At 47.8% G+C, this 13,338-nt stretch carries 12 protein-coding genes; all 12 read left to right on the forward strand.

The window, feature by feature from the left end:
- Window positions 1-11 precede the first annotated feature (11 nt).
- The 12 genes from BBB58_RS15390 (at window position 12) to pnpS (ending at window position 13,323) form a co-directional block, all read left to right on the forward strand.
- Complete coding sequence (locus BBB58_RS15390; protein WP_244150707.1) at window positions 12-1,169, forward strand: helix-hairpin-helix domain-containing protein; 1,158 nt, start codon at window positions 12-14, stop codon at window positions 1,167-1,169.
- 77 nt (window positions 1,170-1,246) lie between these two features.
- Window positions 1,247-1,801 carry a FadR/GntR family transcriptional regulator gene (locus BBB58_RS07445; protein WP_074036511.1) on the forward strand — a complete coding sequence of 185 codons (555 nt, stop codon included), beginning with the start codon at window positions 1,247-1,249 and terminating at the stop codon, window positions 1,799-1,801.
- 14 nt (window positions 1,802-1,815) lie between these two features.
- The gene (gene accD, locus BBB58_RS07450; protein ID WP_074037903.1) at window positions 1,816-2,670 is read left to right on the forward strand and encodes an acetyl-CoA carboxylase, carboxyltransferase subunit beta; all 855 of its coding nucleotides are present in this window, start codon (window positions 1,816-1,818) and stop codon (window positions 2,668-2,670) included.
- Window positions 2,663-3,598 carry an acetyl-CoA carboxylase carboxyltransferase subunit alpha gene (locus tag BBB58_RS07455; protein WP_074036513.1) on the forward strand — a complete coding sequence of 312 codons (936 nt, stop codon included), beginning with the start codon at window positions 2,663-2,665 and terminating at the stop codon, window positions 3,596-3,598. The genes accD and BBB58_RS07455 overlap by 8 nt, the downstream gene beginning before the upstream one ends.
- A 160-nt stretch (window positions 3,599-3,758) precedes the next feature.
- Entirely contained in the window at window positions 3,759-4,727 is a 969-nt protein-coding gene (gene pfkA, locus BBB58_RS07460) for a 6-phosphofructokinase (protein WP_012726720.1), read from the forward strand.
- Window positions 4,728-4,820: 93 nt separating this feature from the next.
- On the forward strand, window positions 4,821-6,563 hold the full coding sequence (gene pyk, locus BBB58_RS07465) for a pyruvate kinase (RefSeq protein ID WP_074036515.1): 1,743 nt from the start codon (window positions 4,821-4,823) through the stop codon (window positions 6,561-6,563).
- A gap of 61 nt (window positions 6,564-6,624) precedes the next feature.
- Entirely contained in the window at window positions 6,625-7,095 is a 471-nt protein-coding gene (locus BBB58_RS07470; protein ID WP_208606726.1) for a DUF441 domain-containing protein, read from the forward strand.
- A gap of 184 nt (window positions 7,096-7,279) precedes the next feature.
- Complete coding sequence (gene citZ, locus BBB58_RS07475; protein ID WP_074036519.1) at window positions 7,280-8,392, forward strand: citrate synthase; 1,113 nt, start codon at window positions 7,280-7,282, stop codon at window positions 8,390-8,392.
- 99 nt (window positions 8,393-8,491) lie between these two features.
- The gene (icd, locus tag BBB58_RS07480) at window positions 8,492-9,760 is read left to right on the forward strand and encodes an NADP-dependent isocitrate dehydrogenase (protein WP_031423152.1); all 1,269 of its coding nucleotides are present in this window, start codon (window positions 8,492-8,494) and stop codon (window positions 9,758-9,760) included.
- 21 nt (window positions 9,761-9,781) lie between these two features.
- Window positions 9,782-10,714, forward strand: coding sequence for a malate dehydrogenase (gene mdh, locus BBB58_RS07485; protein ID WP_143180234.1), 933 nt, complete (start codon window positions 9,782-9,784; stop codon window positions 10,712-10,714).
- A 183-nt stretch (window positions 10,715-10,897) separates the two neighbouring features.
- Window positions 10,898-11,599, forward strand: coding sequence for a response regulator transcription factor (locus tag BBB58_RS07490; RefSeq protein WP_074036521.1), 702 nt, complete (start codon window positions 10,898-10,900; stop codon window positions 11,597-11,599).
- A complete protein-coding gene (gene pnpS / locus BBB58_RS07495; RefSeq protein ID WP_074036523.1) occupies window positions 11,596-13,323 on the forward strand; it encodes a two-component system histidine kinase PnpS in 1,728 nt (575 codons plus the stop codon). Before BBB58_RS07490 ends, pnpS begins: the two co-directional genes overlap by 4 nt.
- The last annotated feature ends 15 nt before the right edge of the window (window positions 13,324-13,338 follow it).

Raw genomic sequence — 13,338 nt, forward strand, 5'->3', positions numbered from 1 at the left:
ACCAGGACGTCTTGGCGCAAATCTTTTCATGGATTGAAAAGTTTGCCGGGTACGGATTTAACCGCTCTCACGCTGTCGCCTACAGTTTGATCAGTTACAGATTGGCTTACGTTAAAGCACATTTCCCTCGTGTCTTTCATGTGGTGACATCAGAAAAAACAACGGAACTTGTCAGACTGTTACGGAAAGATCAAATTCCGGTGTACCCACCGGACGTCTTACATGGTCACGCTGACGCGACACTTGAGGGACCGGGCGTCCGGCTCGGGTTGAAGGCGGTCCAGGGGTTGACCAAACGGGATGTGGACCGACTGATTGAACTGAACGGGCAGTTGAAAGATGTCAGAACGCTTCAAGAAGCCATGGAGTGGAAAAATAAAGACCAACTGAAATTACGTCGATTACTTGGTGCGGGCGCGCTCGACCGGATGTATCACGGTGACCGGACACATGCCTTTGAAGCAGTCGAACGTTTGCGAGAAGAAGCGGGAACACATTTTTTACCGGATGAGCTGTCTTCACTCGGACAAAAAAAAAAAAAAGTGAAAGAACCGAATTGGTCTGAAGAAGAGAGGGAGGCGCTTGGGACATGGGTGGTCCACTCTCCATTGACGGCACTTCCGGATATCGGGATCGAACCGTCTACAATTGAAGAAGTCATGAATGGAACAAACGGTTATCTCGTCGTATATGTAGATGACGTACGTACGTTCATAACAAAAAAACAAGAACGGATGGGTGTTCTCATCGTGGACGATGGCATGACGCAAGACGAGGTCGTCGTGTTTCCTCGAACATTCGCGCAGTTTGGACGGTCCCTCTATGCCGGTAACATCTTGTTACTCGAGGTCCATTCGAATGAACGGGATGGTCGCAAACAATTGATTGTCGAACGGGTTCGACCGTTACACGGGCAAGCCTTATTCATCCGGCTCACACTCGACCGCTTCCCTGAATTGGAAGATTGGATTCAACGAGCACAAGGGGATGTCCCGGTTGTATGCCGATTCACGGATTCGAAGGAAGTGAAACAACTGGCTTCAGCTTTTTCAATCAATCCGAATGAAGAGTATGTGGCGGAAGCGAAAAGACGGTTCGGGGAAGAAAATGTCGTACTGAAACGAATCGATACAAAAATGGTTGGTCCAGAAACTAGTACCAAGTCCTAAAAAGTGATATAATCGCACTAATTGGTCTGACCACTTAAGTTTGATAGGTGATCCAAAAAAGGGAGTTGAACGGTCAGATGCATGAAAAACACGCATCCTCATTTCACGGAAACATTTCAAAGATTAGAAAATTAATTGTCCAATCGTCTTTAGTTCCAGGTGATCGTCTTCCATCCGAACGAGAGCTCGCCGAAACGCTGTCCATTAGCCGCGCTTCGGTTCGCGAAGCGTTACGAGCGTTGAGCTTTTTAGGCATCGTGGAGACGAGACATGGTGGTGGTACCTTTTTGTGTGAGCATGACCGACATCGGTACATTGAGATATTGTCGGAGTTCATTGTGACCAAACAGACGAAAGCGACCGATATTATTGAGATGCTTCGACTATTGGAGCGCATGGCGTTTTCAGAAATTGAACCGACTAAGGAACGACTGGCTCTATTAGAAACGGTGATCGAAGATGATCGAACGTTTCGCCAGCAACTCATCTTTCAGTTGAAGAATGAACTGTTCATTCGAATTTGGAGTGAGGTCAATCGCTTTTTTGACGGATTATACGTTGGGGATTTATATACGCTCGAGGAACGGAAACGATTTGTCGAGACGTGGCGTGGAATGGGGATGCCGGAATGAACGAGGGGGAAGCGATGACTGCTTTTTTCAAGAAACCGAAACGATATATGCCATTGCGTCAACGAGAACCAAAGATTGACGCACCACAGGGATTGATGACGAAATGTCCATCTTGTAAATATATGCATTATACAAAACAGTTGAATGAGAACCACAAAGTATGTGATTGCGGCTATCATTTTCCGCTTCAGGCGCAAGAACGGATTGATATGCTTGTCGACGAAGGGTCTTTCGAACGCTTTGCGGGACCGTCTGTCAAGGCGAATCCACTCGACTTCCCTGACTATGAGGAAAAGTTGACGAAAGATCGTGAGCGGACCGGGATTGAAGAGGCCGTCGTATGTGGAAAGGCGACAATCGACGGACTACCACTCGTTGTCTGTGTGATGGATGCGAGATTCCGTATGGGGTCGATGGGTGCATACGTTGGAGAAGCGATTGCTTCGGCTGTCCGAAACGCCACATCACTCGGGCTTCCAGTCGTCTTGTTCACAGCATCAGGTGGGGCTCGGATGCAAGAAGGAATGGTCAGTTTGATGCAGATGGCCAATACGTCCATCGCTCTAAAAGAACATGACGAAGCAGGACTTCTGTACATCGCGTATTTGACTCATCCGACGACAGGTGGTGTGTCAGCGAGTTTTGCGATGCTCGGCGACTTGAACGTCGCAGAGCCGGGAGCGCTCATCGGGTTTGCAGGACGACGAATCATCGAACAGACGATTCGGGAAAAACTTCCAGAGAACTTTCAAACTGCTGAGTTTTTACTTGAGTCAGGGCAGCTGGATGCGGTCATTCATCGTGAACAGATGCGTTCGTTCTTGAAGAGGATGATTGAATTACACGATGGGGGTGTCCGTCATGTTTGACCCAATCAAAGAAGTCACTGAACAGCTGAATAAATTACGGGAGACGGCTGAGACGAAAGGGATTGATTTATCCCGAGAGATTCGTCATCTCGAGTTAAAGCTCGACCGATTAGAAAAAGATATTTATGGGAATATGAAACCGTGGGATCGCGTCCAGTTGGCGCGAAACCCGAAGCGACCGACAACGCTCGATTATATCCAGCATTTATTCCCTGACTTCATGGAACTTCATGGGGACCGACATGGGTATGACGATGCGGCAATCGTATCTGGACTTGCGACGTTTGAAGGAGTGCCGGTGACGATTATCGGACATCAGCGTGGGCGAAACACGAAAGAGAACATGAAACGAAACTTTGGTATGCCGCACCCGGAGGGCTATCGAAAAGCATTGCGTTTCATGAAACAAGCCGAGAAGTTCAACCGTCCTATTTTGACATTCATTGACACGAAAGGGGCTTATCCGGGGAAAGCCGCAGAAGAGAGAGGTCAAAGTGAAGCGATTGCCCGTAACTTGTTTGAGATGGCGACGCTGAAAGTGCCGATCGTCTCCGTTGTCATTGGAGAAGGTGGTTCAGGCGGTGCGCTTGGGATTGGTGTATGCGACCGTCTATTGATGCTTGAGAATAGTACGTACTCAGTCATCTCGCCAGAAGGTGCAGCGGCACTATTGTGGAAAGACGCGAAACAAGCAGAGCGTGCGGCAGAGACGATGAAGATTACAGCACAAGATTTATTCAACCTAGGGATTGTCGATGAAGTGGTAGGAGAAGTGTACGGGGGGGCACACGTTGATGTGTCACTACAGTCGTCACTCTTGAAACCTGTCTTATTACAGCACATGAACGAGTTGCTTGCGCAATCGACTTCTGAGCTGATTCAAGGACGTGCGACCAAATATCATCAAATTGGCACAATTAACGAGTGAAAACGGTAACAATGGCTTTGAATAAAGCTTTATTCATTCATCAAGTGACTGCTTTGTGAGATACCCTATGCATTTTTTTCACATATTTTTGTTGTAAAACAAAGGTCAGACGTGGTATTTTATTTTCAGATTTCGTTAAAACACATAAGAGGTGAGCGACGTGAATTTAAAACGTATTGCGGTATTAACAAGCGGAGGAGACGCTCCTGGAATGAACGCTGCTGTCCGTGCCGTGACCCGAAAAGCAATTTTTGAAGGTCTTGAAGTGTACGGCGTGTATAACGGCTATCAAGGATTAATCGAAGGTGATTTAGTCGAATTAAATCTTGGATCAGTCGGCGACATCATTCAACGTGGAGGTACGTTCCTTCGCTCTGCGCGCTGTCCTGAATTCAGAACAGAAGAAGGTCGCGCAAAAGCAGTAGAACAGTTGAAGAAATTCAATATCGATGCCCTTGTGGTCATCGGTGGAGATGGCTCTTATCGCGGAGCTCAAAAATTGACTGAACTCGGATTCCCAACAATCGGCCTTCCGGGTACAATCGATAACGATATCCCAGGAACAGATGCGACAATCGGTTTCGACACAGCACTCAATACAGCGCTTGATGCGATCGATAAGATTCGTGATACGGCGTCATCACATGAACGTACGTATGTCATCGAGGTCATGGGTCGCGACGCTGGTGATATCGCGCTTTATTCTGGTCTCGCTGGTGGTGCTGAGTCGATTCTCGTCCCAGAACGTCCAGAGGATTTGAATGCAATCGTGGAACGAATCAATCACGGGATTGCACGCGGTAAGAAGCACTCGATCGTCATTGTTGCTGAAGGTGCGGGAAGTGCGGAAGAAATCGGCAAATTGATTGCTGAGAAGACGAACTCAGAAACACGCGTCACGATTCTCGGTCACATCCAACGTGGTGGTTCCCCAACTGCCGCTGACCGTGTCCTTGCAAGTCGTATGGGTGCATACGCTGTTGAGATCTTGCTTGAAGGGAAAGCGGGCCGCGTTGTCGGAATCCGTAACAACCAGATGATGGATCTTGATATCGATGAGGCGCTCGACAATAACAAGCACACGATTGATATGCAATTGATTGACCTCGTTAACCAATTGTCGATTTAAACGATTTTGTATGTTGCAGAGACGGGATACGGTCCAAGGCCCCCCGTTTTCTGTTTGTAAGTTGCACTATATCCCCTAGGAGGTTTTTATATTATGCGTAGAACGAAAATTGTATGTACCATTGGACCGGCTTCTGAGAAGCGTCTTCCTGAGATGATCGAAGCTGGGATGAACGTTGCCCGTCTCAACTTCTCACACGGTGACTATGAAGAGCACGGCGCTCGTATCCGTGACATCCGTGAAGCGGCGAAAGCAGCGGGTAAAGTTGTCACTGTTCTTCTCGACACAAAAGGTCCAGAGATCCGCACGCATACATTCGAAGACGGTAAGGCACTTCTTGAAAAAGGAAAAGAAGTCACAATCGTCTCAACGGAAGAAATCGTCGGAACGAAAGATCGTTTCTCTGTGACGTACGAAGGACTCTACGATGATGTGGAAGTCGGTTCACACATCATGCTCGACGACGGTCTCATCGGACTCCGTGTCGTTGAAAAGCTTGATAACCGTGATCTCCGTTGCGTCATTGAAAACGAAGGAATCATCAAGACGAAGAAAGGTGTTAACTTGCCAAACGTCAAGGTAAACCTTCCTGCCCTCACGGACAAAGACATCGCGGACATCGAGTTCGGGATCTCACAAGACATTGACGTGATTGCAGCATCATTCGTACGTCGTGCATCTGACGTAGTTGAAATTCGCCAACTTCTCGAGAAACATAACGCATCACACATCAAGATTTACCCGAAAATCGAGAACCAAGAAGGTGTCGATAACATCGAAGAAATCTTGGCAATCTCTGACGGTTTGATGGTAGCCCGTGGGGACCTCGGAATTGAAATCCCGACAGAAGAAGTGACACCAGTTCAAAAAGAACTCATCAAGAAGTGTAACGATCTCGGGAAGCCGGTCATCACAGCAACGCAAATGCTTGATTCAATGCAACGTAACCCGCGTCCGACACGTGCGGAAGCATCAGACGTAGCAAACGCAATCTTGGATGGAACAGACGCAGTCATGCTTTCTGGTGAAACAGCTGCAGGGGACTACCCAATCGAATCTGTTCAAATGCAAGCTGCAATCGCAGAGCGTACAGAACGCATGCTCGACTACAAAAACTTGTTGAAAGATCGTCAGAAGCGCAGTGAGCACACAGTGACGGATGCGATCTCTCAAGCGGTTGCGCACACGGCAATCAACTTGAACGCCAAAGCAATCTTGACACCGACACAATCAGGTTATACGGCTGCTCGTACAGCGAAGTATCGTCCTGAAGCGAACATCATCGCGGTGACAGAATCGGAGCGCGTTGCGCGTCAATTGAACCTCGTATGGGGCGTATACCCAATCGTTGCTGAAACAATGCCGAACAACACGGATGAAATGTTGGTTCAAGCATCGGAAGCGGCACGTCACGCTGGATTCGTCACTGACGGTGACCTCGTTGTCATCTCAGCTGGTATTCCTGCGGCGACAGCTGGTACGACAAACATGATGAAAGTCCACATCGTTGGTCACGCTCTCGCAGACGGGCGTGGAATCGGTGAGCGCGGTGTTGTTGGAGAAGTCGTTGTCGCGAAAAATGCGGATGAAGCAAATGCAAAAGCGAAAGACGGCATGATCCTTGTCGCACCATTCACAGATAAAGAAATGATGCCTGCGATCGAAAAAGCGGCTGGAATCATCACAGAAGACGGCGGATTGACGAGCCATGCTGGGATCGTTGGACCATCACTTCGCAAGCCAGTCATCGTAGGTGTTGATGCAGCGACAGCATCGCTTCGTGACGGTCAGATGATTTCAATCGACCCACTCACAGGTAAAATCTACAACGCATAATTGAACGACAATCGAACCGGCCTTCTACAAAGGTCGGTTCTTTTTCCGTTCGAAGAAAGGAATACGTATGAGTGCATATCTATTTTTATTGATGCTTGTCTTAATCGGTGTCATTTCAAATAACCAATCTGTCATTATCGCAAGTAGCGTCTTGTTGATCATCAAAGCAATCGGATTCGGAGACCAGTTATTTCCGACACTTGCATCGAAAGGAATCAGCTGGGGTGTGACAATCATTACGATCGCAGTTCTCGTCCCAATCGCGACCGGCGATATCGGGTTTAAAGAATTGTGGAATAGTATTAAAGGGCCGGTCGGGATTGTCGCATTTGCCTCAGGGATGTTCGTTGCCATTGCTGCGGGGCAAGGTGTACAACTGATGCGTGTCGACCCGGTCGTCACCACGGCACTCCTCGCAGGTACGATTATAGCGGTTGGATTCATGAAAGGGATTCCCGTTGGACCGCTTGTCGGAGCTGGTATCGCGGCATTGATTTTAGGTGGATATCAAGTAAAAGAAAAATGGTTTTGATATTTTCTGACAACTGAAGCCGCTTACATTTCTTTTTTGTAATTTTTTGTTTATACTATATAAAGGACAGGGTAAACGGAGACTGGGTGAATGCAGGGGAACAACCCGTCCCGTATCCTTATTCCCTATAAACAGACTGTTTTTACGGTCGACCACTTTATACAAGACTGAGGGGGAGTTATGAATGTCAACGACAAAAGGGTTAGAAGGTATTGTGGCAGCAGCCTCAAAAGTCAGCTCAATTATTGACGGACAATTGACTTACGGAGGATACACCATTGATGATTTAGCGGACAACGCCACATTCGAAGAAGTAGTGTTCTTATTGTGGAACGACCGCTTACCAAATGCAGAGGAATTGACAGCGCTCTCAGATGCGCTTGTAAAAGAAGCGACATTGCCTGAAGAGGTGATTGATACGTTAAGACGTGCACCGAGATCAGCCAATGCAATGGCGACGATTCGTACGGCACTTTCACAACTCGCTCTATATGATGAGGAATCTGAAGACATGAGTGACGAGGCCAACATGCGTAAAGCGATTCGTCTACAAGCACAAGTCGCTACAATCGTGACGGCATTCGCCCGTCTTCGTAAAGGGGAGCAGCCGGTCGCACCGAAACCAGGTCTTTCTTACGCTGCGAACTTCTTATACATGCTAAACGGTGAAGAGCCGAGCGATGTAGCAGAAAAGACGATTGATAAAGCGCTCATCTTACACGCAGACCACGAGTTGAATGCTTCGACATTCACTGCTCGCGTTTGTGTAGCGACGCTCTCGGATATGTACTCAGGTGTCACGGCGGCCATGGGGGCACTCAAAGGGCCACTTCACGGTGGTGCGAACGAAGCGGTAATGAAAATGTTGCACGAGATCGACTCGGTCGACCGTGTTGAAGAATATGTTCGTGGCAAATTCGAGCGCAAAGAGAAGATCATGGGCTTCGGTCACCGCGTTTACAAGGATGGCGACCCACGTGCGAAACATTTGAAAGAAATGAGCCGTCAGTTGACTGCTCAAATCGGCGAACCGAAATGGTATGAGATGTCTGAGAAAATCGACCATCTTGTCGAAACGGAAAAAGGTTTGAAACCAAATGTCGACTTCTATTCAGCTTCAACTTATTATGCGCTCGGTCTCGAAGAAGATCTATTCACACCAATCTTCGCCGTATCTCGTATGTCTGGCTGGATTGCGCACATTCTCGAGCAATATGCGGATAATCGCTTGATTCGTCCACGTGCGGAATATGTCGGTGAAACGAGCCGTAAGTATGTTCCGGTAAACGAACGTTAATTCGAGACACATTTTAGACAAAAGTTTGGTAAACTAACAAGTGACGTAGGTCGGCGCACGCGTCGACCTACAGTAATGTACTTAGGGGGATTCATTATGTTGACACAAGGACAAAAGATTACAGTTGAAAACGGTGTATTGAACGTACCAAATGTACCGACCGTACCATTCATTATCGGTGACGGAACAGGTCCTGACATTTGGAATGCGGCTGTTCGCGTATTTGACGCTGCGGTTGAAAAAGCATATGGCGGCGACAAGAAAATCGAATGGATGGAAGTATATGCTGGGGAAAAAGCATATAACGAAAAAGGCGAATGGCTCCCAACAGAGACACTTGATCAAATTCGTGAGTACTTGATTGCCATCAAAGGACCACTTACGACTCCGGTCGGTGGAGGAATTCGTTCATTGAACGTCGCACTTCGTCAAGAACTCGATTTATATACATGCCTTCGCCCAGTTCGTTACTTCACAGGTGTTCCATCACCAGTAAAACGTCCTGAAGATACAGACATGGTCATCTTCCGTGAAAATACTGAAGATATCTATGCTGGAATCGAGTACGCTTCAGGAAGCGATGAAGTGAAAAAACTCATCAAATTCTTGCAAGACGAGATGAATGTCAACAAGATCCGTTTCCCAGAAACATCAGGAATCGGAATCAAGCCAGTTTCTTCTGAAGGAACAGAACGTTTGGTTCGTGCAGCAATTGAATATGCGATTGCGAACAACCGTAAATCTTTAACGCTCGTCCACAAAGGGAACATCATGAAGTTCACAGAAGGCGCCTTCAAAAACTGGGGTTATGCACTCGCTGAAGCGGAGTACGGTGACAAAGTGTTCACATGGGCACAGTATGACCGTATCAAAGAAGAATCTGGTGAAGCAGCTGCTAACGAAGCTCAGTCGAAAGCGGAAGCTGAAGGGAAAATTATCGTCAAAGATTCAATCGCTGATATCTTCCTCCAGCAGATTTTGACACGTCCACGTGAGTTCGACGTTGTTGCGACGATGAACTTGAACGGTGACTACATCTCAGATGCCCTTGCTGCTCAAGTAGGTGGAATCGGGATTGCACCTGGTGCGAACATTAACTACATCACAGGACATGCGATTTTCGAAGCGACACATGGTACAGCTCCGAAATACGCGGGTCTTGATAAAGTAAACCCATCTTCAGTCATCCTTTCAGGTGAGATGATGCTCCGCCACATGAACTGGAACGAAGCGGCTGACCTCATCATCAACTCAATGGAGAAAACGATCGCTTCGAAAGTTGTCACATACGACTTCGCACGTCTCATGGACGGAGCGACAGAAGTGAAATGTTCAGAGTTCGCGGATGAATTGATTAAAAACATGTAAGACGACCGAGGAGGAGAGCTCATGATTCGTCGTAACAAAATTTCTGTTATTGGAAGTGGCTTCACCGGTGCAACGACTGCACTATACTTGGCTCAACGTGAGCTAGGGGATGTCGTACTGCTCGATATGGAAGAAAAAGTAGGACCGACGAAAGGGAAAGCGCTCGACATGCAAGAAACGGCACCGATTCAAGGGTTTGATTCGTGGGTCACAGGTACGTCTGATTACGCGGACACGGCCGATTCCGATGTGGTTGTCATTACCGCGGGAATCGCGCGCAAGCCGGGGATGAGCCGGGACGACCTCGTCGCAACGAACGCAAACGTCATGCGCTCGGTTGTGAAAGAGATTGCCCGTTACTCTCCAGACGCCATCCTGATCGTATTGACGAACCCAGTAGACGCCATGACGTACGCGGCGTTCAAAGAATCAGGGTTCCCGAAAGAACGCGTCATCGGTCAATCCGGTGTATTGGATACGGCTCGCTTCCGAACGTTTGTGGCACAAGAGCTGAATGTTTCTGTCAAAGACGTATCCGGATTCGTCCTTGGAGGTCATGGAGACGAAATGGTGCCTCTCGTACGCTATTCTTACGCTGGAGGCATCCCGCTCAAAAAACTCATCCCACATGAGCGAATCGAGCAAATCGTTGAACGGACACGAAAAGGTGGCGGCGAGATTGTCCAACTACTGGGCGATGGCTCGGCGTATTATGCGCCAGCCGCTGCCATCGTGGAGATGGTCGAGGCGATTGTAAAAGATCAGCGTCGAATCTTACCGGCCATCGCATACCTTGAGGGAGAGTACGGATTCCATGATTTGTATCTTGGCGTCCCGACGATTCTTGGTAAACATGGAATTGAGCAAGTGTTAGAGCTCGACTTGACGGATGAAGAAAAAGCAGCGCTATCGAAGTCTGCGGATTCTGTCCGCTCGGTATTAAGCGTCTTATAAGTTTGAGGTGCTTCCTGTCATGTTGCAGGAGGCACCTTTTTTGTTTTTTTTCTCTTATCGAACATGCTACACTGAAAGTGGATTTGTTTTGTTTTTGTAAAGATTTGCTTTGAGGTTGGTCGTTTCAAGCATTGATTTGTAAAATAGAAAGTGACATTTGATGGTTTAAGAGGAGGAAGCAGTGTGGCTGATAAAGTAATTGTTGTCGACGATGAAGTATCGATTGCGACATTATTGAAATTTAATTTAGAACAGGCTGGCTTTGAAGTAGAGACGGCGCACGATGGCAAAACCGGATTGGAATTGGCTGAGAAAAAGGACGCCGTGCTCATCGTGCTCGACTTGATGCTGCCGGAGATGGATGGACTTGAAGTGTGCAAACGACTCCGTCAGCAAAAAGTCAATACACCGATTTTAATGCTCACGGCAAAAGATGATGAGTTTGACAAAGTATTGGGGCTCGAGCTCGGAGCGGACGATTATTTGACGAAGCCGTTCAGCCCACGTGAAGTAGTCGCGCGCGTCAAAGCGATTCTTAGACGTTCTGCCCCGCAAGAATCGGCGGTTGAAGAGGACGTCATTCAAATCGGAGATGTTAAAATCGTCACTTCAAACTACGAAGTGTTCAAGCAAGGGGAGCGCCTCGAGTTGACGCCGAAAGAATTTGAATTGTTAGCCTATTTGGCGAAAAATAAAGGACGCGTGTTGACGCGAGATCAATTATTATCGGCCATTTGGAATTATGACTTTGTGGGTGATACCCGGATTGTTGATGTCCATATCAGTCACCTTCGTGAAAAAATTGAACCGGTAACGAAGAAACCGACCTATATTAAAACGATTCGCGGTCTTGGCTATAAGATGGAGGAGCCGACTTCGGAATGAAGACGTATCGCTCTAGATTTATGACGACTCTCATTTTTCTTGTCACCGTTGTCTTGCTGACGCTCGGGATTGTCCTTGGGCAGCTCTTCAAAGACTTTTATCTGGATTCAGAACGAGATCGTCTAAAAGAAGATGCTCAATTGGCAGCCCTCTACCTCGAGGGAGGCGCATTGGACGAGATTCGTGAGTATGTCGGTCAAATCGATGACGGAAGCAGCTTTGATATTCTCCTTCTCAATAGTCGGATGGAGGTAATCGCTGGCACGCCGTTTCGCGTCGGGTCCATCGATTACAAAATTGATCCGAATATGGTCCCTGAGGAAGGGACGTTCGGTGAAGCGGATGAGGACGAGTTGATTCAATACACAAAACCGATCGAACTTGCGACGGGTGGGACAGTCTATTTAACATTCATCCGTTATGTATCGGATTTAGAAGGGGTGTACAATCGCATCTGGTTGACGATTGCCCTCGCGCTCTTCTTCTCCTTCTTCATAATTTTATTCGTGCTCCAACATTTGACGAATCAATTTATTCGACCAATCGATGAGGCGACGATCGTTTTGCGGGAACTGGCGGACGGGAATTATCGGGCCCGTGTGTATGAACTCAGAAATGATGAAGAGACCGGTAGCCTAGCAGGGTCAATCAACGTGCTTGCCCGGAATTTGGAGTCGATTTCTCTCGGGGAGTCCGTACAACGGGCGAGACTCGAATCGTTAATCGAGTATATGGGGGCGGGTCTTCTGCTCGTCGACGAGCGAGGGATTGTCACGTTGGTCAACCGCTCTTATCGTGAAATGTTCCAATACGATGATTTAACGATTGGACAATTTTATCACGGGATTCTACCGAGTCCTGAAGTAGAAACACTGATCGAAGACGTTTATCTGACGGAAGAGGTCCACCGCCGTCAGTTATCGATTCGAACGGGATTAAAACAAAAAACGTATATGGTATCCGCAGCACCGATTTTCAGTGACACCGGGATGCTTCGCGGCACGACGTTACTGTTTAACGATATCACGGAACTGAAACGACTTGAGAAGATGCGGAAAGATTTCGTGGCGAACGTCAGTCATGAACTGAAGACACCGCTCACATCCATACGTGGGTTTAGTGAGACGCTTCTTGATGGGGCGAAAGAAGTCCCGGAACTTCGAGACCAGTTTTTAGACATCATCCAGAAAGAAGCGACACGGATGCAGATGCTTGTTGAGGATCTCCTTGAATTGTCGAGATTGGAGCGGGATGACTTCCAAATGGAGTTGGTGTCCGTCGATCTGAATCAGCTCGTCGATGAGGTCTGTCTCCTGCTCAGTCAAAAGGCGAGCAAGAAGTCGATTCAGCTAGAAACGAAACACGAGGGGACGGTCGTCTTGCAAGCGGACCTGAACCGAATGAAGCAAGTCATCATGAACTTGGTCGCCAACGCCATCAACTATTCACCCGAAGGAAGTCGTGTCGAAATCGCCGTGGAAGCAAAGGCAGATTCTTATAAACTTCGCGTCAAGGACAACGGAATCGGGATCGCCAAAAAAGAAGTGAGTCGTATTTTTGAGCGCTTCTATCGTGTCGATAAGGCAAGAAGCCGGAACTCGGGTGGAACTGGCCTCGGACTCGCCATCGTGAAACACATCATCGATTTGCATCATGCCACGATCGACGTAGAGAGTGAGGAAGGCAAAGGAACGACGTTTGCCATTACATTCCCTCGGGTTTAACAATGACTTTATCGT

It is taken from the genome of Exiguobacterium profundum (assembly GCF_001909285.1).
GTDB classification, from domain to species: domain Bacteria; phylum Bacillota; class Bacilli; order Exiguobacteriales; family Exiguobacteriaceae; genus Exiguobacterium; species Exiguobacterium profundum.

Excerpts from the sequence above, each read along its gene's own strand:
- BBB58_RS07445 (WP_074036511.1), top strand. The coding sequence starts at position 1,247 with ATGCATGAAAAACACGCATCCTCATTTCACGGAAACATTTCAAAGATT.
- accD (WP_074037903.1), top strand. The coding sequence starts at position 1,816 with ATGACTGCTTTTTTCAAGAAACCGAAACGATATATGCCATTGCGTCAA.
- BBB58_RS07455 (WP_074036513.1), top strand. The coding sequence starts at position 2,663 with ATGTTTGACCCAATCAAAGAAGTCACTGAACAGCTGAATAAATTACGG.
- pyk (WP_074036515.1), top strand. The coding sequence starts at position 4,821 with ATGCGTAGAACGAAAATTGTATGTACCATTGGACCGGCTTCTGAGAAG.
- citZ (WP_074036519.1), top strand. The coding sequence starts at position 7,280 with ATGTCAACGACAAAAGGGTTAGAAGGTATTGTGGCAGCAGCCTCAAAA.
- mdh (WP_143180234.1), top strand. The coding sequence starts at position 9,782 with ATGATTCGTCGTAACAAAATTTCTGTTATTGGAAGTGGCTTCACCGGT.
- pnpS (WP_074036523.1), top strand. The coding sequence starts at position 11,596 with ATGAAGACGTATCGCTCTAGATTTATGACGACTCTCATTTTTCTTGTC.